Here is a 20,958-nt window from a genome sequence, read left to right as displayed (position 1 = left end):
GCTGGCTAGGCTGCAGGCAACCCCACACCGTATCGACGCCATGGCCATGCTGCGACTGCGCATCACCGGAACCGAAGACGACGCCCGTGCCATCAGCGACCTGCTGCTCGGCCTGGACGGCATCGAACATGTCGAGGAAACCGACGACCTGATGCCGCACATGGACGACGACGATTCCAGTTCGGCCGGGCTGTCCGATGACATCGGCCCGGGCATCCACGAACTGGAAGTGGAAGTCGGCAATGAAAGCACCGCGCAGAAGGTGCGCGATGCCGTGCAGGAACTGGCACTGGAGCTGGACGTGTTCGTCGAGTACGAGACCGACGAGGGCTGATGCCGGCGGGTTGCCGGCATCAACCTTCACCTCAGAGGCTGGGCGGCAGCCTGCGGCGGCGGCGACGCCACCACGCCCGCACACCCCAGGCCACGACCAGGGCCAGCACGCCCACCGGCAGCAACGCTGCGACCGCGCGGATCAGGAACGCAACGCTGGTGCTGAGGATGCTGCCCGACTCGCTCAGCGCCTCACCGATCTCGCTGCGGCTGCGCTGGCCGGAGGTGGTATCGAAGTGGATCGTCACCAGCTGGGTATCGATGCGCCGGCGCTGCTGCGCGGCATCCTTGTTGGCCTGCTCGACACCCGCCTCGATCTCCGACAGCCGCGTGGTGATCGCCATCAGGTCCTCGATCTTCAGGTCCTTGCGGTCCTGGTAGGCCAGCAGCCGCGCGTGTTCCTTCTCCAGCCGCGCCTTGGTCAGCGCGGTGTCGGCCACGGCCTGCGCGAGGTCCTCGGCACGCGTGTTGCGCGACTGCAGCGTGCCGCCCTCACCGGCCAACGCGATCAACGGCTCCGTGCCCTTCGGCGCGATGCGTACCTTGACCTCGCCGCTGGGCTGCTCGCCACTGCGCTGATCGACCTGCAGCACCGCGCAGTCACCGAACTTCGCGCTCTGGCAGGCCTGCGCCACCTGCTGGATGCGCGGTGCGATCTGCGCCGCTTCCAGCTGCACCTGCACATCGTGTTCGTAGGCGAGGAATGCGCCTTCCGGTGAAGCAACGGCTGCTTCGGCGGCAGTGGCGCCTGCATCGGCCGCCGCATCGCCGTGTTTGGCACAGGCTGCCAATGCAACCAGCAGCAATGGCATCGCCACCACGCGCGTCCACGCGTGCAGCGGCCTCACAGTGCCGCTCCGTCGTAGGACATGACGGCCAATGTGGCCAGATCGACCTGCGGCACGCAGCGCACGTTCACCGCCACCATCGGCGTACCGGTGCGCGGGTCCACCGCTTCGCTGTACGGCGCGACGCCACACTCACGGCAATGGTGATGATCGATATGCGCCTTGTTGAAATGATAGGTGGCCACCTCCGCCGGATCGGTGGTCAGCTGGAACGCCTCACGCGGCGCGAACCACAGCAGGCTGCCGCGGCGGCGGCACATCGAGCAGTTGCAGTCGATGACATCGCTGATCGGCGTCTCGGCCTGTACGGTGAATGCGATCCTGCCGCAATGGCAGCTTCCCTGGTATTCCATGTCCTGCGCTCCGCTGGAGAGTCCCTGTCTGCGCCCATGGTAATCCTATGGCACGGGGACAAAGCAGCCCCGGGGGCCTATGCTCGGGGTTTGACCCTGTACAGGAACGCCGATGCGCCCGCATCTTCTTGCCCTCGCCCTGGTCGCCGCCCTGGCCGGTTGCCAGCCGGCCGACGCCCCGACCAACGGTTCCACCCCGGCCGCCAACCAGCAGGCCGGTGACGCGGCTGTTGATGCCGCCTTCGCCGACCTGTCCAAGCGCGCCCTGGACACCTGGATGCAGCTCTCGCCGGTCAGCGCCACCCAGATCGGTGACCACCGCTACGACAGCGAGATCGACGACCTGAGCGCCGCCGGCCAGCAGAAGACCCTGGCCGCCTACAAGGCGCTGCTGGGCGAGCTGGACAAGATCGAGGTGGCCAAGCTGGGCCGCGAGAACCAGGTGGACGCGGCGATCCTGCGCAACCAGCTGCAGTCGGAAATCTGGAACGCCGAAGTGCTGCAGTCCGGCAAGTGGGACCCGCAGCTGTACAACGGCATCGCCGGCAGCGCGATTTACGGCCTGATGGCGCGCGAGTTCGCGCCGCTGCCGGAGCGCCTGAAGTCGGCCACCGCGCGTATGGAAAAGCTGCCGGCGATCTTCGCCCAGGCGCGCGAGAACCTGGATCCGGCCCGCGTGCCGAAGATCCACGCCGAGACGGTGGCCAAGCAGAACAAGGGCATCCTCAGCATCGTCGATACCTTCATCACCCCGCACATCGGCGAACTGCCGCAGGCCGACCAGCAGCGCCTGCAGGCCGCCATCGATGGCCTGAAGAAGGCCGTGGACGAACAGCAGACCTGGCTGGACAAGACCCTGGTGCCGAACGCCAAGGGCGACTTCCGCATCGGTGCGGAAAAGTACGACCAGAAGCTGAAATTCGCGCTGAACTCGTCGCTGTCGCGCCAGGAGATCGGTGAGCGAGCACGCGCCGAACTCAAGCGCGTGCGCGAAGACATGTACGGCATCGCGCAGACCGTGCTGAAGGACAAGCCGGGCGCACCGGAGATGCCGGCACAGCCGACCGACGAGCAGCAGCAGAAGGCGATCGAGGCCGCGCTGGAGCTGGCCTACGCCGACAAGCCGGCACGCGACAAGGTCGTCGACGATGCCAAGGCCGCACTGGAGCAGTCCACCGCATTCGTGCGCGAGCACGATCTGATGACCCTGCCCGACGCGCCGGTGGACATCATCCTGATGCCGGAATTCCAGCGTGGCGTGGCCGTGGCCTACTGCGATTCGCCGGGCCCGCTGGACAAGAACCTGAAGACCTTCTACGCCGTGTCGCCGATTCCGGACGACTGGAACGACAAGCAGGTCGACTCGTTCCTGCGTGAGTACAACTCGCGCATGATCCACCTGCTGAGCATCCACGAAGGCACCCCGGGCCACTACCTGGAAGGCTGGCATTCGGCCAAGTTCCCCTCCACCCTGCGTGCGGTGCTGCGTTCGGGCCTGTTCGCCGAAGGCTGGGCGGTCTACACCGAGCGCATGATGCAGGAGCAGGGTTACCTCAACAACGACCCGCTGTTCCACCTGGTGCAGCTGAAGTTCTACCTGCGCACGATCTCCAACGCGATCCTCGACCAGGGCGTGCACGTGGACAACTGGGATCGCGAAAAGGCGATGCACCTGATGACCCATGACGCCTTCCAGCAGGAAAGCGAAGCCTCGGGCAAGTGGGTGCGCGCGCAGCTGACCTCGGCACAGCTGCCGACCTACTTCGTCGGTGCGCAGGAACACTTCGACACCCGCAAGGCGATGCAGGACAAGCTGGGTGACAAGTTCAACCTCAAGGCCTATCACGACCAGATGCTGTCCTACGGCGCCCCGCCGGTGCGTTTCGCACGCCAGCTGATGCTGGACCAGCCGATCGAGTGATCGCGCAAGTGTGAGTTGGAAACGGAACGGCCCGGGGAAACCCGGGCCGTTTTCTGTTCGGCGTCCCGGGATGGACCCATCCACGCATGGCGTGGATCTACTACCCGCCTGCCAGTAGATCCACGCCATGCGTGGATGGCATTCAATTCACCGCGCGATGCAGCACGCGCTCGAACTGCACGTCACTGCATCCATTCTGCCCACACCCGGGAAGCGCGAGCTCCACCCGACCGGGTGGCTGTACATCGCTCAACGGCAGCGCATCTCGCAGTTGCGCGGTGGTCGGGTAGACGTAGGCCAGGCGGAAGCGCTCGCCACCGCTTTGGCGGTCGCGCCAGCGCTCGAACTGCAGCAGGCCGCCGATCGGTGTCTTCTCATACTGGCCCGGCAACGTGTAGTCCGTGATTCCCAGCGCCGCCAGCACGGAACCGATGTTGGAATCGTGGCCGACCAGCAGGCTCACCTTCGGTGACGCCGGATCTTCGAACAGCCCGTTTATTCTTGCCAAAAGCGGCGCGGCCACGTCCCGCGCCACCTCGGGTGTTCCGAACAGGATGTCCTGGTAGTGGTTGCGGACCTGCGCCAGCGCCTGCCATTGGTCCTCCGTGTTCAATCGGCCCCAGCCTTCGCCGGGAATGCCACTTCCCTGGTAGTGCTCCATCAACAAGGCATCGACCAACCCGCTTGCCAGGGCCAGCGAACCGGAAGTACGCGGTTCTTTGCCCGGCTCTGCGCTGAAAATGGAATCGGCCGGCGTCAGGTGGCATTCGCTGCGGCCTGCGCACGCAGCCGACTGCGGGTAGCGGGTGATCGCCTCCACCGCCGCCAGCGCCGGTGCCAGATCCGATGCGGCCTGCGCCTGTTGCATCGCCGACAACGCGCGTTCGCGGAAGGCCGCATCACCGTTGTGGATCACCGGATTGAACAACGGATCCATCGTGCCCAGCGGCATGCGCTGTTCCACCGTCACGTGGCAGCCCGGGAACGCACCGGCAACGAAAAACTGCGCGGTGGCCTGGGTGCGCTGCAGGCTGTTGGCGTGCGCGTGGAAGTCGCTCGGCTGCGGGCAGCCCGTTGCCGGCAGCAACTTTGCCTGCCGCAGCCACTGGCCGATGTAACGGCCCATGTAGACCTCCAGCACGCCGCCCTTGTTGGTCAGCTCGCCGGCGCCTACGTCCCAGCTCGGCCAGCGCTCCGGAGTCGCATTGGCCAACGCGCCCGATGCCACCACCGGTGCGCGCAGGTTGTGGCGGCTGAGAAGGATGACCTGCTCGAGGGCTTCGCCTTCCACTGATGGCGATGCAGCGGCTGCGGCTGTGGCGACCAGCACCAGCGCCAGCAGCAGGGGGCGTAGAGAACGAATCATGCGGGCCTCCGACCCCAAGGAATGCATCCACGCATGGCGTGGGTCTACTGGTCTGCAGCCACAAAACCACCGGTCTGCCGCGCCCACAACCGCGCATACAGGCCACCGGCCGCAATCAGCTCGGCGTGGGTGCCGGTCTCGACGATGCGGCCCTGGTCCATCACCACCAGCCGGTCCATGCGTGCGATGGTCGACAGCCGGTGCGCGATCGCGATCACCGTCTTGCCGCCCATCAGCTGGTCCAGGCTGTCCTGGATCGCCGCTTCCACTTCCGAGTCCAGTGCCGAGGTCGCCTCATCCAGCACCAGGATCGGTGCGTCCTTCAGCAGCACGCGGGCGATGGCGATGCGCTGGCGCTGACCACCGGACAGCTTCACGCCGCGCTCGCCCACGTGCGCGTCGTAGCCACGCCGGCCCTGCCCGTCCACCAGCGTATCGATGAAGGCTGCGGCGCGCGCCTTGGCCACGGCGGCATGCAGCTGCTCGTCAGTGGCATCGGGGCGGCCATACAGCAGGTTGTCGCGGATCGAGCGATGCAGCAGCGAGGTGTCCTGGGTGACCACGCCGATCTGCTGGCGCAGGCTCTCCTGGGTGACATGGGCGATGTCCTGATCGTCGATCAGGATGCGGCCGCTTTCCAGGTCGTAGAGCCGCAGCAGCACGTTGACCAGGGTCGACTTGCCGGCACCGGAAGGACCGACCAGGCCGATCTTCTCGCCCGGCTTCACCACCAGGTCCAGTCCGGCAATCACACCGCCCTTCTTGCCGTAGTGGAAGTGGATGTCCTGGAAGTGCACGCCACCACGGGTCACCTGCAACGGCACCGCATCCTCGCGGTCCTGCACGGTCAGCGGCTGGGCGATGGTAGTGATGCCATCCTGCACCGTACCGATGTCCTCGAAGATGCCGTTGATGGTCCACATGATCCAGCCGGACATGTTGTGGATGCGGATCACCAGGCCGGTCGCCAGCGTGATCGCGCCAACAGTGATGTGGCCACCGTTCCACAGCCACAGCGCGAGCCCACAGGTACCGGCAATCAGGAAACCGTTGACGATGGCGATGGTCAGGTCCATGCCGGTGGTGATGCGGGTCTGCGCACGGTGCTTGACCGCCAGTTCCTGGATCGACTCGGCCACATAGGCCTGCTCGCGTCCGCCATGGGCGAACAGCTTCAACGTGGGGATGTTGGTGTAGCCATCAACGATGCGGCCCATCGCCTTGGAACGCGCTTCGGAGGCGATCCATGCGCGTTCCTTCGCGCGCGGAACGAAGTAGGCCAGGATCACTGCATAGGCCAGCAGCCACAGGATCAACGGCACCATCAGCCGCCAGTCGGCCTGCGCGAACAGGTACAGCGCGGTGCCGGTGTAGACCACGATGTACCAGAGCGAGTCGACCATCTGCACCGCCGACTCGCGCAGCGAGGTACCGGTCTGCATCACCCGGTTGGCCACGCTGCCGGCGAAGTCGTTCTGGAAGAAGTTCAGGCTCTGCCGCACCACGTAGTTGTGCATCAGCCAGCGCGAGCGGTTGCTCAGGCCAGGCACGATGGCCTGGTTGACCAGCAGGTTGTGCAGGCCGACCAGGATCGGCCGCGCGATGACCGTGATGAACAGCATCCAGCCCAGCTCATTGGCATGGCGCTTGAAGAAATCGGCCCCCGGCTGCTCGGCGACCATGTCGACGATGCGGCCCAGGTAATCGAACATCGCCACTTCCACCAGCGCCAGCAGCAGGCCGGCGATCAGGGTGGCCAGCAGCACCGGCCACACCGGGCGCAGGTAGTGCAGGTAGAACGGCAGCACCTTGCGCGGCGGCATGCGCCCGTCCACGGGCGGGAACACCGGAATCAGGGATTCAAACCAACGGAACATCGCATTCCCTCGCCATCAATAGCCGGCGGAGTATCCCACGCCGCGTGTGTACGCCAGCCGATGATCGCCGCGGTTCCGGTAGTGCCGGCCGCTGGCCGGCCCCCTCGCGACGCTTCCGGGGATCATCAGGTTGCCGGCCAGCGGCCGGCACTACCGATGGGATTCGTCAAACGGCAGCGCCGGGCCACGCCCGGCGGCGTCATTTCACCGGGGTGAACAGCAGGTCCTGGAAATCGAAGCTGAAATCGGTCAGGTCGGAGATCGACTGCATGCGCACCTCGCGCACCTTGCCGTCCGGATCCAGGCTGAAGTTCACGAACGCGTCGGCGTTGAGCGAACGGTCGTCCCAGCGCACGATGAAGGTGTCATGCTGCCAATGCTCCAGGCGCCCGCTCAGCTGCGCGGTCTTCATGAAGCGCAGGCGCAGGCCCTTGCCCTCGGCACTGACCTGCATGTCGCCATACCAGCGGTCGCGGAACGTGCCGGTGTAGCCGGCCAGTGCCAGCGATGGCTTGCTGCCCTTGTCACGCGCGCTCTGGTGCTTGGCCCAGGCCTCGTCGGCCTTGTCCTGGCCCTTGGCCACGGCCTTGGCATAGGCGTCCACCCAGTCGTGCTTCTCACCGCCCAGGTAAGCATCAAGCACGCTCAGGGTGATCGCGTTGAACGCCGCGCCTACTTCCTGGTTGGTCAGCACCACCACGCCCAGCTTCTCGCCCGGCACCAGGGTCAAACGCGAGACCATGCCCGGCCAGCCACCGGTATGCCAGACCAGTTTCCGGCCGCGGTAGTCGCTCAGGCTCCAGCCTTCGCCGTAGCCGGCAAAGTTGGCGCGCGCCGGTGCCAGCTCGGGCACGCTCGGCGCCGGAATCGACTGCGGCGTGATCATCCGCCACATCTGCTGCTGGCTCTTGTCGCTGAACAGCGCGGTGCCATCGGCCAGCTTGCCTTCGTCCAGCTGCACCTGCATCCAGCGCGCCATGTCGTGCGCACTGGAATAGATGCCACCGGCGCCGGCATTGTTCGACCAGGTCAGCGGTGCAACGGTACGCAGGTCCTTGAAATCGTACTTGGCGTGGCCGACCGCGGCCTTGTCGCCCGGCTTCAGGTGATCGGCGTTGTAGCGTGTGCCGGCCATGCCCACCTTGTCGAAGATGCGGGTCTGCAGGAACTGCCGGTAGCTCATGCCGGAGACATGCTCGATCACCTGCTGGGCAACCGCGTACAGGATGTTGTCGTACGCATAGCTCTCGCGGAAACCGCCCTTCAGCGGCACCTTGCCCAGCCGCTCCACCACTTCGGCATTGCTGTAGGAGGTGGTCGGCCAGAACAGCAGGTCACCTGCGCCCAGGCTCAGCCCGCTGCGATGCGACAGCAGGTCGCGGATCGTCATCTGCCCGGTCACGAACGGATCGGACATGCGGAACGACGGCAGGTGGTCGATCACCTTGTCGTCCATCTTCAGCTTGCCGTCCTCGGCCAGCAGGTTCAGCGAGGTGGCGGTGAACGCCTTGGTGTTGGAAGCAATGGCGAACAGCGTATCGGCCTGCACCGGTTCCGGCTTGCCCTGCTCGCGCACGCCCCAGCCGCGTTCCAGCACCACCTCGCCATCCTTGACCACTGCCACGGCAATGCCGGGCACGTCGAACTGCGCGCGCACGCGCTCGACGGTCGCATCCAGGTCCTGCAGCTGCGCCGGGGTGGCAGCACTCGCCATGGTCGTGCACGCCAGCAGCACGGCTCCTCCAATCCAGGGTTTCATCCAGCACGATCTCCGAACAGGGGTGGCGGCCATGTGCAGGCCGTCACCGGGGTTTCGCGCGATGGTAACGGTCTGCAGCGCACCCTGCCCTGTGCCATAGGAGGGGTGTCATGGGCGGGAACGGCCAACCGAGCAACGGCTCCACCATCATTCCATGCCTGCGCTATCGCGACGCGCAGGCCGCCATCGACTGGCTGCAGCGCGCCTTCGGCTTCCATGCCCAGGCCGTCTACGCCGATGGCGATACGGTGTTCCATGCACAGCTGACCTTCGGCACCGGCATGATCATGCTCGGCTCGGCCGACAAGGAAAGCGAGTGGAACCAGCATGCGGCGATGCCTGATGAGGTCGGCGGCCGCCAGACCCAGAACGCCTGCGTGATCGTCACCGATGCCGATGCGCACTATGCACGGGCCAAGGCCGCCGGTGCCCGCATTGTCATCGACATCGCCGACCAGGACTATGGCGGACGCGGCTACGCCTGCGCCGACCCGGAAGGCTATCTGTGGTGGTTCGGCAGCTACGACCCGTGGCGCGCGGACCACGGCCAGTGACCGCGACCGCCCGGCAGGCGGAGATCCGCTGCGGCATTGGTGGCTGGGTGTTTCCCGAATGGCGCGGCGGCGTTTTCTACCCGGTTGGCCTGCCGCAGCGTGAAGAACTGGCCCATGCCAGCCGTGCCCTGCGTTGCATCGAAATCAACGGCACCTTCTACCGCACGCCCACCGCGGCGCAGTGCGCGCAGTGGGCCGCACAGACGCCGGAAGGCTTCCAGTTTTCGATGAAGGCGCCACGGTACCTGGTACAGCGCCGCGACCTGTCCAGCACGGTGGAAGCGGCCGCGCCCTTCCTGCAGGCGGCGATTGCACTCGGTGACCGGCTCGGGCCGTTGCTGTGGCAGTTCGATCCGCGCCATCCGGCCGATACTGATGCATTGGGTGCCCTGATGGCGCAGCTGCCGAAGCAACTGGAAGGGGTGACGCTGCAGCATGCGCTGGAGGTCCGCAACGCCGAGGCACATGGCCCGGCACTGGTTGCTGCGCCCGTCGACACGGCGTGGCGCTGGTGATCGAGGACAGCGACGAGGCGCCATTACACGGCGATGTCAGTGCCAGCCTCGTCTACGCGCGGATCAAGCGCAGCCAAGCCCGCTTGAACGAGGGTCTGCCGGCACCCCTGCAGCAGCGCTGGGCCGAACGCGCGCTCCACTGGTCACGCGGCGAGCCGGTGGACGACCTGCCCTGCCAGGCCGCGCCGGCACCGTCAGAACCGCGCGAGGTCTACCTGCTGTGCATTGGTGCGGGCAAGGCACGCAACCCGGCGGCGGCGATGGCCCTGCAGTGGCGGGTAGATGGGGCCAGCAATTCCTCACGCGGATAGCGCTGCGGTCATCGCCTTGCCTCACAATAGGCGGATGAGCACACCCGACACCCGCAAAGCGCTGTGGCAGATCCACTTCTGTGTCCTGCTGTGGGGCGTCACCGCCATCCTCGGCAAGTTGATCACCCTGCCGGCGCTGCCGCTGGTGTGGTGGCGCATGCTGCTGGTGACAGCGATGCTGGCGCTGCTGCCGCGGGTCTGGCGCGGATTGCGCACCCTGCCACTGCGCCTGGTGGCGGGCTACGCCGGCATCGGCGCGCTGGTCGCCCTGCACTGGCTGACGTTCTACGGTGCGGTAAAGCTGGCCAACGCCTCGGTGGCCGCCACCTGCATCGCGCTGGCGCCGGTATTCACCTCGATCATCGAACCGTGGGTAGCCAAGCGACCGTTCCAGCTGCGTGAACTCGCCTTCGGCCTGGCGGTGCTGCCGGGTGTTGCACTGGTGGTCGGTGGCGTGCCCGATGGCATGCGCCTGGGTGTACTGATCGGCGCGATATCGGCGCTGCTGGTGGCGGTGTTCGGCTCGCTCAACAAGCGCATGGTCAGCCACGCCGATCCGCTTACGGTCACCGCACTGGAGCTGGGCGCCGGCACCCTCACCCTGACCCTGCTGGCACCGCTGATGCCCTACCTGCTGCCGGCGCTGGCCAGCCCACTATGGGTGGTTCCGGACCTGCACGACGGCATCCTGCTACTGGTACTGGCCGGGTTCTGCACGCTGCTGCCGTTCGCCCTGGCCTTGGTCGCGCTACGCCACCTGAGCGCCTACACCGTGCAGCTGGTGACCAACCTGGAACCGGTCTACGCGGTGGTGCTGGCGGTGGTGCTGCTGCGCGAGCAGCACGAAGTCACGCCGTGGTTCTACCTGGGCGTGGCGATCATCGTCGGCGCGGTGTTCCTGCATCCGTTGTTGAACCGCCGCAAGCCGGTGCAGCACCCGGAGATTCTCGGTACGTCGGAAGCACGCAACATCGCCGATTGAGCGTATCCGCGCAGGGTGCGAATCGCCTTGTCAGCGCTGCGGCCAGTGCCATGCCGGGGCATCCAGCAGGCCCTGCCCGCTCAACAGCGTGCGCCCCTGTTCCTTGTGCAGATGCAGCGAATGACAGCCGGGCGCCTGCTCCAGTGCTGCGATCAGTCGGCTGGCGTGTGAGACCACCCACACCTGGCTGCGCGCACTGGCCGCGATGATCAGCCGCGCCAGCGCCGGCAGCAGGTCAGGATGCAGGCTGGTCTCCGGTTCGTTGAGCACCAGCAGCGGCGGCGGGCGCGGCGTGTGCAGTGCCGCGGCCAGCAGCAGGAAGCGCAGCGTGCCGTCGGACAGCTCGGCCATCGACAACGGCCGCAGCAGCCCCGGCTGGTGGAAGCGCAGGGCGAGTCGACCGTCCAGTTCCTCGAACCCCACCGTGGCGCCCGGGAACGCATCGTCCACGCTGCGCGCCAGTGCGCCCGGATCACCGATCTCGAGGATGGTCACCCAGGCCGCCGCCAGATCGCGACCGTCGTGATGCAGCACCGGCGTGCGCGTGGCCATCGCCGGTTGCCGTGCCGGGGCATCGGCGTCGCTGCGGAAATGGTCGTAGAAGCGCCAGCGACGGATGTACTCGCGCAGGGCGATGGTTTCCGGCATGCGCTGCGGATCGCCAACCTGGGTGAACAGACTGTCGAACAGCGACAACCGGTCATCGACCAGATCCCAACCGCGCGCATGGCGTTGCCGCACCATTGCCCCACGTCGGTCGACCAGCAGGTTGGCGCTGCGCAGGAACGGCCCGGCCCAGATCGCCTCGGCCTTGATCTGAGGGTCCAGTGCGAAGGCCGAACGGCTGGGCGGTGGGTAGCCCAGGTCGATGGCATAGCCGAACTCGTCGGTGGTGAAGCCCAGCTTCAATCCCACCGATTCCTGACGTGGGCCGCCCTGCAAGGGGATTTCGCCGGCAGCAACCCGACGGTCCATTTTTTCCGGCCCCGCCCACAGCGCCGAACCGAGCCCACCTTCGCGGGCCAGAACCGCCGCGACGCCGCCCTGCGCGGTCTCCGCAAGCAGGCGCAGCGCGCGGTACAGGCTGGATTTGCCACTGCCATTGTCGCCGGTCACCACATTCAACTGCTGCAGCGGCAGTACCAGCCCGTGCAGCGAGCGATAGTGGGCGATGGCCAGGGTCTGCAGCATGGTTGGCATCCGGGGAAACAGAGAGGTCATGCTGCCCGGTTCTGATCGCAGGAACTGCGACGCGATGTGAATCGGAAACTGCATCCACGCATGGCGTGGATCTACCTGGGGGTGCTTCAGCCCGCCCGTTCCACCCGGTTGCGACCATTGCCCTTGGCCCGGTACAGCGCCTTGTCGGCGCGCGCCAGCATGTCATCCACGCTTTCACCTGGCTGGTGCTGGGCAACACCGATGCTGACCGTGACCGGGAATCCAAGCGGCAGGTCAGCCACGGCCAGGCGCAGGAACTCGCATTGCAGTTCGGCCGTATGCAGGTCGGTGCCCGGCATTACCGCCACGAACTCCTCACCGCCGTAGCGCGCCGCCATGCCGCGGCCGGCGAAGTGCGAGCGCAGCAGCACGCCCAGCTCGGCCAGCACCCGGTCGCCTGTAGCGTGGCCCTGGAAATCATTGATGTGCTTGAAATGATCGATGTCGAGCAACGCAACGCAGGCGACGCCCGGTTGCCCATCGATCTTCACCACCGCCTCTTCCAGTGCCGCCGCCATTGCGCGGCGGTTGGGCAGGCCGGTCAGCGCATCGGTGCGGCTCTGCTCGGCCAGGTCGGCATTCTGCGCCAGCAGCACGTCCTGGTACTCCGACAGCAGGCGCTCGTAGTCATCGCGTTCCAGCATGTGCTTCTGGATGTCGAGCGCGAAACGGCGCAGCTCCATCACCAGCATCACCTGCCGTGACAGCGCGGCCAGTGCCTCGGCCTTGTCGCTGGGCAGGTGCTGCGGATGTGCATCGAACACGCACAGCGTGCCCAGAGGCAGGCCATCGGAACTGATCAGTGGCGCACCGGCGTAGAAGCGGATGTGCGGGTCGCCGGTCACTACCGGATTATCGTGGAAGCGGATGTCCTGCAACGCGTCCTCGACCACCATGATTTCCTGCGGCTGCAGGATGGCGTGGCCACACATCGATTCGCTGCGCAGGTTTTCCGCCGCGTCGATGCCCTGGATCGACTTGAACCACTGCCGTTCGACGTCGATCAGGGTCACCGCCGCCATCGAGGTACCGCAGACTGCCTTGGCGATCGCGACCAGGTCGTCGAAGGATTTCTCACGCTGCGAATCCAGGATCCGGTAGCGGTACAGCGCCTCGAGCCGCAGGGCTTCGTTGGCAGGCTTGTCGGGCTTGATCATGCAGCGTCACGTTCCGGCAGGTCACTGCGGAGTCTAGCTGATGCCGGTGCGCAATCCGCACAACGGGGAGTGCCGGCCGCTGGCCGGCATCCCGCGCTCATTCGATGCCTGGTGCAGCCGGCCAGCGGCCGGCGCTACCGCGCGTTACCAGTCCAGCTGCTTCGGCAGCAGGCCCTGCAGCTCCTGCTCGGTCAGGTTGCGCCACTGGCCCGGCTTCAGCGCACCGATCTTGATGTTGTCGATGCGCACGCGGCGCAGCTGGGTCACGCGATAGCCGAATTCGGCGGCCATCAGGCGGATCTGCCGGTTCAGTCCCTGCTGCAGGGTGATGCGGAATCCGAACTTGGCGATGCGCGAGGTCTTGCACGGCAGCGTCATCTGGTCGTGGATGCGCACGCCGCGCGCCATGCCACGCAGGAACTCGTCGGTGACCGGCTTGTTCACCGCCACCAGGTACTCCTTCTGGTGGCCGTTCTCGGCACGCAGGATCTGGTTGACGATGTCGCCGTTGCTGGTCATCAGGATCAGTCCCTCGGACTCCTTGTCCAGGCGCCCGATCGGGAAGATGCGCTGTTCGTGGCCGACGAAGTCGACGATGTTGCCCTTGACCGAGGTTTCGGTGGTGCAGGTCACGCCCACCGGCTTGTTCAGCGCGATGTAGACGTGGCGGCGGGCGCCGGGCTTGCGTGCCACGCGCGCGCGCAGCGGCTGGCCGTCGACCAGCACCTGGTCTTCCTCGCCCACCACCGCACCGGTGCCGGCCGCGTGGCCGTTGACGGTGACGCGGCGGGCGGCGATCAGGCGATCGGCCTCGCGGCGGGAGCAGAAGCCGGTGTCGGCGATATGTTTGTTGAGTCGGGTGGTCATCTCCCTATTATCCGGCATCGCCGCCCGCTACGCTTCATGCCGGGGCCGGCGGATCGAGCTCTTCGCCGTCGAACACCCGGTTGCGACCCGCCCGCTTGGCCACGTACATGGCATGGTCGGCCCGCCGCAGCAGCCCGGCCAGGTCATCCTCACCCGGCCGCCACTGCGCCAGTCCGATGCTGGCGGTCACTTCCAGGCCCGGCACCTGCAGGGCCTGGCCGGCTTCGGTGATGCGCTGGCGCAGGCGGTCCAAGCGCGCCGACGCCGCCTCGCGCGGCATGCCCGGCATCAGCAGCAGGAACTCCTCGCCGCCCATCCTCACCACTTCGTCCTGGCTGCGGACTGCCGTGCGCAGGGCTCGCGCTACCGCCACCAGCACCTGGTCGCCCACCGCGTGGCCATGGCGGTCGTTGATGTCCTTGAACAGGTCGATGTCGAGAAAGCCGATCACCAGCGGGCCGCGCTCACGGTCGACCTGTGCCAGGTGACGGGCCAGCTGCTGCAGGCCGGCCCGGCGGTTGGGCAGCCCGGTCAGGCCGTCGGTTTCGGCCAGCTGGCGCAGTTCATCGCGCTGCTGGCGCAGCCGGCCCAACCGCTGGTTCATGGCATAGGCGGCCATCATCAGCAGCCAGGTCACCGACAGCTGCAGTGCTTCCACCCGGTACTCCAGCAGCCACCCCGCACTGCTGGCATCGGCTGCGATCATCACCAGCAGTGGCACCAGCGCCGCCAGGCCCGCCAACGCCCAGCAGTCACCGCGCAACCAGGCACGCATGCCAGCGGCCAGTGACAACAGGCAACCGAGGATGAAGGTCAGCTGCAGGCTCTGCGCGACCAGCGCCAGGGTGTCCCAGCGCAGCCACGGCACCAGCGCGGCCAGTCCCATCAGGCCCCACAGCACAGCCTGCTGTGCCGGCCGCGAGCGTGGCAGCAAGCGGTCCCCGCCGTTGAGGCGCCACAGAGCGGGCAGTACCAGCGCCTGGGTCGCGGCGGTCAGCGCCAGCAGCCACCATGCGCCGCGCTCGCCCACCGGCAGCCACGGTTCGGGATAACCGCTCAAGCCGCCAAGAACCGCCTGCCACACCACCACCACGATCGTCGCGCCGATGTAGACCAGGAAGCTGCGGTCACGGGTGGTCAGGTAGGCCATCAATGCCGACAGCGCCAGCGCGATCGCCACCGCGATGCAGGCCGCGCGCACCAGCAGGCGGGCGGTATCGTTCTGCTGGACCGGACTGGGCGCCCCCAGCCGCAAGGTTGGCACCCAGCGCGCTTTCAGCGGCGCCTGCCACGACACCAGGAACGGCTCATGGCTGCCTGCCGCTGGCACCGCCACCAGGCCGATGCCGGCGCGGAAGCGCGAATCACGGGTGCGCGCATCGTGCATGTTGCCGCAGATCTCGCGGTCACCATGCTGTACGCGGACTTCGCCAGCGAACACGTTGAACACATCCAGCGCCTGGGGTTGCCCCGACCAGCCCCCGGGCGGCGCCGGTACCTCTACCTGCTCGCGCGGCCCGGCCAGCATCGTGGGCGTACAGCTACGATGGGGTGTCGGTTCGTCCGTCGGTGCGCCAACCAGCAGGAAATCCCGGCCGGCCTCGGCCAGGCGCGCGTGCACCAGACCGGGAAGCAACACTCCCATCAGCAGGACGACCAGCAGCGCCCCTGTTTCGTACCGCCACTGCCTGACGCCCACGCCACATCCTGTTCCTGCTTACGTCCGCGCCCACTGCGCGTCGCCCCTGGCGCGCATTATCGCAGCCGGGCACGCCACGCATGTGTAGACCAAAGTCGCCGTGCGCCGTTCAGCCAGCGGCCGGAGGCCCCTTCACCGCCACCAGGCGGACCGGCCTCAGGTCACTCAGGGTCATCCGTTCCAGCGGCTGCGGCCGCTCGATCGCGTAGCCCTGCAGGCCCTGCACGCCGAGCCGGGTCAGTGCGCCAGCCACCTCGGCGGTTTCCACCCATTCGGCCACCACCTCCATCTGCAGTTCCCGCCCGAGCTCGCTGATCGCCCGCACCGTGGCGTGGCTGACCGGGTCGGTGTCCATGTCACGCACGAAGGTGCCGTCGATCTTCAGGATGTCCGCAGGCAGCTGGCGCAGATAGCCGAACGAGGACAGGCCGGAGCCGAAGTCATCCAGTGCCATCCGGCAGCCACGCGCTTTGACCGCATCGATGAAAGCGCGTGCCTGGCTGAGGTTGCTGATCGCCGCGGTCTCGGTGATCTCGAAACACAGTTTCGAGGCCAGCGCGCGGTTGCGCTCGAGCAGGTCGCAGACGAAGGCGAGGAATCCCGGCTCGGCGATCGACTGCGCCGAAACGTTGACGTTGCACAGGCCCAGCTGGCGCACGTGTGCCGGGCAGACCTGCAGGTGGCGGAACAGCAGCCCGAGCACGTGCCGGTCCAGCGCCACCGCCATGCCATAGCGCTCCACCGCCGGCATGAACTGACCGGGCAGATGCAGGCTGCCATCGGTACCACGCATGCGCACCAGCACCTCGTAATGCAGGTAGGACGGATCGCCCACGCGGGCGATGCGCTGCGCGTACAGCAGCATGCGATTCTCCGCCATGGCCAGGCTGACACCCTGCAGACGCTCGGCCTCCTGCCGCCGCTCCTCCAGCGCCATGCGGTTCTCGTTGAAGCAGTGCACACGGTTGCGACCGGCCTGCTTGGCCGCATAGCAGGCGCTGTCGGCGGCGCTCATCAACCAGTTCGCGTCCGGCGCCTCGGCACTGACCTCGACCACGCCGATGCTGCAGCTCAACTGCGGGCTGCCCTCGCTGATCGGGAACGTGGCCTGGCCCAGGTTGCGGATCACCCGCTGCAGTACCCGCTTGGCTTCATCCTGGCCGGCGTGGGCGAGAAACACCGCGAACTCATCGGCCCCCAGGCGGCCGACCCAGTCGCCATCACGCACCGCCGCCACCAGATAGTCGGCGAAACCGCGCAGCATCTGGTCGCCGGCGGCATGACCGAAGCTGTCGTTGACCAGCTTGAAGTGGTCCAGGTTGATGTAGCACAGCGCATGCGTACCACCGTCGGTCCGGACCTGCAGCAACGCGCGTTCCAGCAGGCGTTCGATCTCGCGGCGGTTGATCAGGCCGGTCAGCGGATCGTGGCTGGCGTGATGCTCGATCTCGCGCGCCAGTGCATGGTTCTGGCTGACATCCTCGATGATCGCGAACACCGACAATCCTCCGCCCGAGCTGCGAACCGCGGTACCGCTCCAGCGTCCCCAGACGAGGCTGCCATCGCTCCGGCGGAAACGCAGCTCGCTCGGCCGCAGCTGCCGGTCCCAGTCGATGCGGCCGACACCATCGAGGACCAGTTCCCCCTCCATCAGCAGGTCACCCAGCAGCATCTGCAGCAGCACATCGCGCCGATAGTCGAGGATATCCGCCATCGCCTGGTTGGCCTCGACCACGCGGCCATCGGTGTCGAGCTTCAGCATGCCGACATTGGCCTGGTAGAACGCCGCGCGGAAGCGGCTCTCGTGCTCGGTCAGGTCCTTGCCGACACGACGCGCCAGCGCCACTGCCATCAGGCTGATCACCAGCACCGACAGGCCGCCAACCATCAGCGTGGCGATCCGGACCATGGTGGCCATCCTCAGCAGCGCCTGCGAGAACGCCTGGGCCTGCACCTGCAGGCGGCGGTCGAGATCCCGCAGCTGCTGCAGGTAGCGATTGCGGTCGGCCACGGGCAGTTCACCTGCCGCATGCCTCCGTTGCAGCTCGGCGACCAGGGCCTGCACAGCCTCCAGATCACCATCGGTCTGCCGCCACAGTGCAGTGGCTTCGCGGAATGCTCCCAGGTCACGGGCGTAGCGGAACGAGAACACCAGGCGCGGAATATCGGCGCGCGCGTTGCCGCCCTGCAGGAAACCCTGCCGGGCCTTCTCCTCGTCCGGTACCGCCTGTTCCAGCGCCAGCCGGGCCTGCAGATCCCCCAACGGAATCCGCAGGGCCTGGCGCGCGTCCTCCAGGTCCTGCGCATCGCCACGCGCCAGGTAGCGGCTCAGCGCAGCGGTCGCATCCTGCTGCCCCCGCGACCAGTAGCCCTGGCCGGCAATCCAGGCCGTCGAGGCCGCCTGCAGTTCCTGGATCAACGCGGACAGCGCGACCAACCCGATCGCCATGCCCGTCAACAACGCAAAGCGCAATCCCAGGCCACGGGTCATCGGCACCCGCCGGCTCTGCTGGTCCGTGCCACTTCTACCCATCCCGGATCCCCCCGAATGTGCTGCGGTGACAACCTCCCTTGGAACCGGCCCAGCCTATGACCGGCAATGTGTTTGCCATGCGAAAAGGGGACGGAGGGGATTAAGTCGTTTTCGGCATAAGCGCACTGCCGGGCATAAACGACTTAATCCCCTCCGTCCCCTTTTCCAGGCCCATAACGGACAACGCCAGCCCGGAGGCTGGCGTTGTTCAGGACCGCAGGTGCGGCTTAGAAGCTGCGCGGGCCGCGCGGCTTGAAGCCGTCACGACGCGGCGGGCGGCTGTCGCGGTCACCGCCGCGGTCGCCACCGTGGCCACCCGGACCGCCCGGGCCACCGCGACGCGGGCCACCCGGGCCGCCCGGACCACGCTTGTCGAAGCGAGGCTTGAACGGACGCGGGGCCGGGTTGGTGTCTTCACCCGGGGCCAGCGCACGCATCTGCAGCTGCTGGCCGGACACCCACACCTTCTGCAGGTGCGACAGCACGTCCGGCGGCATCTGTGCCGGCAGGTCCAGCAGCGAGAAGTCGTCGTGGATGTCGATGCGGCCGATGAAGCGGCTTTCCAGACCGGCTTCGTTGGCAATGGCGCCAACGATGTTGGCCGGCTTCACGCCGTGCTGGTGGCCGACCGAAATGCGGTAGGTCTCCATGCCCTGCTCCGGCGCACCACGTGGCGGAACCTCGCGGCGCGGGCGCTGCTCGAAACCACCTTCGGCGTCGTCACGGCGCGGGCCACGCTCGAAGCGCGGACCACGCTCGTTGCGGTCGAAGCGATCACCGCGTTCCGGGCGGTCACCACGGTCGAAGCGTTCGCGCGGTGCGCGCTCTTCACGCGGGGCACGCACCGGCGGCTGCAGCAGGAACGGGGTGTCACCCTGCAGCATCTTGGCCAGCGCGGCAGCCACTTCGATGGCCGGCACGTTCTGCTCGTTCTCGAAACGCTCCAGCAGCTGGCGGTAGAAGTCCAGGCCACCGGCGCCGAGGGTTTCGCTGATGCGCGAGGTGAACTTGTTGATGCGGGTGTCGTTGACCGCTTCCACACTCGGCAGCTGCATCTCTTCGATCGGCTGGCGGGTGGCGCGCTCGATCTGGCGCAGCATGCCCTTCTCGCGCGGGGTGGCGAACAGGATCGCCTCGCCGCTGCGGCCGGCACGACCGGTACGGCCGATGCGGTGCACGTAGCTTTCGGTGTCGTACGGGATGTCGTAGTTCAGCACGTGGCTGATGCGCTCCACGTCCAGGCCGCGGGCAGCCACGTCGGTGGCGACCAGGATGTCCAGCTTGCCTTCCTTCAGCATGGCGATGGTGCGCTCACGCTGGGCCTGCTGCATGTCACCGTTGATGGCGGCAGCGGCCAGGCCACGGGCCTGCAGCTTGCTGGCCAGTTCTTCGGTGCCGGCCTTGGTGCGCGCGAAGATGATCATCGCGTCGAACGGCTCGACTTCCAGGATGCGGGTCAGCGCGTCCAGCTTGTGCATGCCGCTCACCCACCAGTAACGCTGGCGGATGTTGGCCGAGGTGGTGGTCTTGGCCGCGATGGTCACTTCCACCGGGTCCTGCAGGTAGGTCTGCGCGATGCGGCGGATCTGCGGCGGCATGGTGGCCGAGAACAGGGCCACCTGGCGCTGCTCCGGCAGCTTCTTCAGCACGGCTTCGACGTCGTCGATGAAGCCCATGCGCAGCATTTCATCGGCTTCGTCCAGCACCAGCGTCTTCAGCTCGGACAGGTCCAGGGTGCTGCGGTCCAGGTGGTCGATCACGCGGCCGGGGGTACCGACCACGATGTGCACGCCGCGGCGCAGGGCCGACAGCTGCTGGCCGTACGGCTGGCCGCCGTACACCGGCAGCACGCGGAAGCCCGGGATCTTCGACGAATAGGACTGGAACGCCTCGGCAACCTGGATGGCCAGTTCGCGGGTCGGCGCCAGGATCAGGGCCTGCGGCTTGATCTGCTGCAGATCGATGTTGGACAGTACCGGCAGCGCGAACGCTGCGGTCTTGCCGGTGCCGGTCTGGGCCTGGCCCAGCACGTCGCGGCCTTCCAGCATCGCCGGGATGGTAGCGGCCTGGATCGGCGACGGGGTTTCGTAGCCGATGGCGGTGACCGCCTGCATCACGGGCTCGGACAGGCCGAGCTGCGCGAACTGCAGCGGCGCTTGGGAATCTTGGGACATGGGGAACTCCGAAGACACTGCCGTCTTCCTGGCAGTGCGATAAAAAAGGTGATGGTCCGCGCTTTGGGCGCCCTTCTTATCGCGTGCCCTGGCGCTGCTCGGTTGGAGGAGATTTCACTCGCTCAGAGCGGAATCATACCGCATTGATCCTGAACAAGGCGTACAGCTTGCCGTGCGCGTACCGTCATGCCCCAAGCTGGCGCACAATACGCGCCCTCTTCACCGGCCCGGCCGCTGGCTGCGCCCTTCCCCAGGAACCCCGCTCCATGCAGATTCTCGAATTCGACCTCGACGGTGACTACGTCGAACTCAAGCAGCTGCTCAAGCTGGCCGACCTGGTCACCAGTGGCGGCGAGGCCAAGATGGTCATCGGTGACGGCCAGGTGCGGGTCGACGGCGAGGTCGAACTGCGCAAGGCCTGCAAGATCCGCGCAGGCCAGGTGGTTGAATTCGCCGACAGCCAGATCCGGGTGCTGGCCGCCGGCTGA

General features: G+C 67.0%; 16 protein-coding genes and 1 pseudogene. 6 read left to right on the top strand and 11 right to left on the bottom strand.

The window, feature by feature from the left end; genetic code table 11:
* Positions 1-40 precede the first annotated feature (40 nt).
* The gene (locus ACZLHH_RS06570) at positions 41-334 is read left to right on the top strand and encodes a hypothetical protein (protein WP_005415831.1); all 294 of its coding nucleotides are present in this window, start codon (positions 41-43) and stop codon (positions 332-334) included.
* Positions 335-365: 31 nt separating this feature from the next.
* Here the strand turns inward: ACZLHH_RS06570 and ACZLHH_RS06565 are convergent, their stop codons facing one another.
* Positions 366-1,145 (bottom strand): DUF4349 domain-containing protein, encoded by a 780-nt coding sequence (locus ACZLHH_RS06565; RefSeq protein WP_180844871.1) that lies wholly within the window; start codon positions 1,143-1,145, stop codon positions 366-368.
* A 32-nt stretch (positions 1,146-1,177) separates the two neighbouring features.
* The gene (locus tag ACZLHH_RS06560) at positions 1,178-1,534 is read right to left on the bottom strand and encodes a GFA family protein (RefSeq protein ID WP_180844849.1); all 357 of its coding nucleotides are present in this window, start codon (positions 1,532-1,534) and stop codon (positions 1,178-1,180) included.
* Between the two features lie 112 nt (positions 1,535-1,646).
* On the opposite strand from ACZLHH_RS06560, the gene ACZLHH_RS06555 reads away from it, so the two are divergent.
* Positions 1,647-3,455 carry a DUF885 domain-containing protein gene (locus tag ACZLHH_RS06555; RefSeq protein WP_180844848.1) on the top strand — a complete coding sequence of 603 codons (1,809 nt, stop codon included), beginning with the start codon at positions 1,647-1,649 and terminating at the stop codon, positions 3,453-3,455.
* A 142-nt stretch (positions 3,456-3,597) separates the two neighbouring features.
* On the opposite strand, the gene agp is transcribed toward ACZLHH_RS06555, so the two are convergent.
* The 3 genes from agp to ACZLHH_RS06540 all read right to left on the bottom strand — a co-directional run bounded on the left by agp (position 3,598) and on the right by ACZLHH_RS06540 (position 8,457).
* Positions 3,598-4,821, bottom strand: coding sequence for a bifunctional glucose-1-phosphatase/inositol phosphatase (agp, locus tag ACZLHH_RS06550; protein ID WP_180844847.1), 1,224 nt, complete (start codon positions 4,819-4,821; stop codon positions 3,598-3,600).
* A gap of 44 nt (positions 4,822-4,865) precedes the next feature.
* Positions 4,866-6,698, bottom strand: coding sequence for a multidrug efflux ABC transporter SmrA (gene smrA, locus ACZLHH_RS06545; protein WP_180844846.1), 1,833 nt, complete (start codon positions 6,696-6,698; stop codon positions 4,866-4,868).
* A 199-nt stretch (positions 6,699-6,897) separates the two neighbouring features.
* On the bottom strand, positions 6,898-8,457 hold the full coding sequence (locus tag ACZLHH_RS06540; RefSeq protein WP_180844845.1) for a serine hydrolase: 1,560 nt from the start codon (positions 8,455-8,457) through the stop codon (positions 6,898-6,900).
* Positions 8,458-8,567: 110 nt separating this feature from the next.
* Here ACZLHH_RS06540 and ACZLHH_RS06535 point away from each other — a divergent pair, with 110 nt between their 5' ends.
* The 3 genes and pseudogenes from ACZLHH_RS06535 to ACZLHH_RS06525 all read left to right on the top strand — a co-directional run bounded on the left by ACZLHH_RS06535 (position 8,568) and on the right by ACZLHH_RS06525 (position 10,819).
* Positions 8,568-9,011, top strand: coding sequence for a VOC family protein (locus tag ACZLHH_RS06535; RefSeq protein ID WP_032128347.1), 444 nt, complete (start codon positions 8,568-8,570; stop codon positions 9,009-9,011).
* Positions 9,008-9,837: pseudogene (locus ACZLHH_RS06530) on the top strand (DUF72 domain-containing protein). The gene ACZLHH_RS06535 and the pseudogene ACZLHH_RS06530 overlap by 4 nt, the downstream one beginning before the upstream one ends.
* A gap of 34 nt (positions 9,838-9,871) precedes the next feature.
* Positions 9,872-10,819: a DMT family transporter gene (locus tag ACZLHH_RS06525; RefSeq protein ID WP_049461762.1), complete on the top strand. Its 948-nt coding sequence runs from the start codon at positions 9,872-9,874 to the stop codon at positions 10,817-10,819.
* Positions 10,820-10,849: 30 nt separating this feature from the next.
* On the opposite strand, the gene ACZLHH_RS06520 is transcribed toward ACZLHH_RS06525, so the two are convergent.
* The 6 genes from ACZLHH_RS06520 to ACZLHH_RS06495 all read right to left on the bottom strand — a co-directional run bounded on the left by ACZLHH_RS06520 (position 10,850) and on the right by ACZLHH_RS06495 (position 20,470).
* A complete protein-coding gene (locus ACZLHH_RS06520) occupies positions 10,850-12,010 on the bottom strand; it encodes an AAA family ATPase (protein ID WP_180844844.1) in 1,161 nt (386 codons plus the stop codon).
* Between the two features lie 116 nt (positions 12,011-12,126).
* The gene (locus tag ACZLHH_RS06515) at positions 12,127-13,197 is read right to left on the bottom strand and encodes a sensor domain-containing diguanylate cyclase (RefSeq protein WP_180844843.1); all 1,071 of its coding nucleotides are present in this window, start codon (positions 13,195-13,197) and stop codon (positions 12,127-12,129) included.
* A gap of 144 nt (positions 13,198-13,341) precedes the next feature.
* A complete protein-coding gene (locus tag ACZLHH_RS06510) occupies positions 13,342-14,064 on the bottom strand; it encodes a pseudouridine synthase (RefSeq protein ID WP_049424580.1) in 723 nt (240 codons plus the stop codon).
* A gap of 34 nt (positions 14,065-14,098) precedes the next feature.
* The gene (locus tag ACZLHH_RS06505; RefSeq protein ID WP_180844842.1) at positions 14,099-15,763 is read right to left on the bottom strand and encodes a sensor domain-containing diguanylate cyclase; all 1,665 of its coding nucleotides are present in this window, start codon (positions 15,761-15,763) and stop codon (positions 14,099-14,101) included.
* Positions 15,764-15,872: 109 nt separating this feature from the next.
* Positions 15,873-18,296 (bottom strand): putative bifunctional diguanylate cyclase/phosphodiesterase, encoded by a 2,424-nt coding sequence (locus ACZLHH_RS06500; protein ID WP_478478760.1) that lies wholly within the window; start codon positions 18,294-18,296, stop codon positions 15,873-15,875.
* A gap of 227 nt (positions 18,297-18,523) precedes the next feature.
* A complete protein-coding gene (locus ACZLHH_RS06495) occupies positions 18,524-20,470 on the bottom strand; it encodes a DEAD/DEAH box helicase (RefSeq protein WP_032128355.1) in 1,947 nt (648 codons plus the stop codon).
* A 266-nt stretch (positions 20,471-20,736) separates the two neighbouring features.
* On the opposite strand from ACZLHH_RS06495, the gene ACZLHH_RS06490 reads away from it, so the two are divergent.
* On the top strand, positions 20,737-20,958 hold the full coding sequence (locus tag ACZLHH_RS06490) for an RNA-binding S4 domain-containing protein (RefSeq protein WP_010486399.1): 222 nt from the start codon (positions 20,737-20,739) through the stop codon (positions 20,956-20,958).

Source organism: Stenotrophomonas sp. 28608_Sma (genome assembly GCF_056486185.1).
The sequence above is the reverse complement of the archived record's forward strand: the minus strand, read 5'-3'. Positions and strand labels throughout refer to the sequence as shown.

Excerpts from the sequence above, each read along its gene's own strand:
- ACZLHH_RS06570 (WP_005415831.1), top strand. The coding sequence starts at position 41 with ATGGCCATGCTGCGACTGCGCATCACCGGAACCGAAGACGACGCCCGT.
- ACZLHH_RS06565 (WP_180844871.1), bottom strand. The coding sequence starts at position 1,145 with ATGCCATTGCTGCTGGTTGCATTGGCAGCCTGTGCCAAACACGGCGAT.
- ACZLHH_RS06560 (WP_180844849.1), bottom strand. The coding sequence starts at position 1,534 with ATGGAATACCAGGGAAGCTGCCATTGCGGCAGGATCGCATTCACCGTA.
- ACZLHH_RS06555 (WP_180844848.1), top strand. The coding sequence starts at position 1,647 with ATGCGCCCGCATCTTCTTGCCCTCGCCCTGGTCGCCGCCCTGGCCGGT.
- agp (WP_180844847.1), bottom strand. The coding sequence starts at position 4,821 with ATGATTCGTTCTCTACGCCCCCTGCTGCTGGCGCTGGTGCTGGTCGCC.
- smrA (WP_180844846.1), bottom strand. The coding sequence starts at position 6,698 with ATGTTCCGTTGGTTTGAATCCCTGATTCCGGTGTTCCCGCCCGTGGAC.
- ACZLHH_RS06540 (WP_180844845.1), bottom strand. The coding sequence starts at position 8,457 with ATGAAACCCTGGATTGGAGGAGCCGTGCTGCTGGCGTGCACGACCATG.
- ACZLHH_RS06535 (WP_032128347.1), top strand. The coding sequence starts at position 8,568 with ATGGGCGGGAACGGCCAACCGAGCAACGGCTCCACCATCATTCCATGC.
- ACZLHH_RS06525 (WP_049461762.1), top strand. The coding sequence starts at position 9,872 with ATGAGCACACCCGACACCCGCAAAGCGCTGTGGCAGATCCACTTCTGT.
- ACZLHH_RS06520 (WP_180844844.1), bottom strand. The coding sequence starts at position 12,010 with ATGCTGCAGACCCTGGCCATCGCCCACTATCGCTCGCTGCACGGGCTG.
- ACZLHH_RS06515 (WP_180844843.1), bottom strand. The coding sequence starts at position 13,197 with ATGATCAAGCCCGACAAGCCTGCCAACGAAGCCCTGCGGCTCGAGGCG.
- ACZLHH_RS06510 (WP_049424580.1), bottom strand. The coding sequence starts at position 14,064 with ATGACCACCCGACTCAACAAACATATCGCCGACACCGGCTTCTGCTCC.
- ACZLHH_RS06500 (WP_478478760.1), bottom strand. The coding sequence starts at position 18,296 with ATGGGTAGAAGTGGCACGGACCAGCAGAGCCGGCGGGTGCCGATGACC.
- ACZLHH_RS06495 (WP_032128355.1), bottom strand. The coding sequence starts at position 20,470 with ATGTCCCAAGATTCCCAAGCGCCGCTGCAGTTCGCGCAGCTCGGCCTG.
- ACZLHH_RS06490 (WP_010486399.1), top strand. The coding sequence starts at position 20,737 with ATGCAGATTCTCGAATTCGACCTCGACGGTGACTACGTCGAACTCAAG.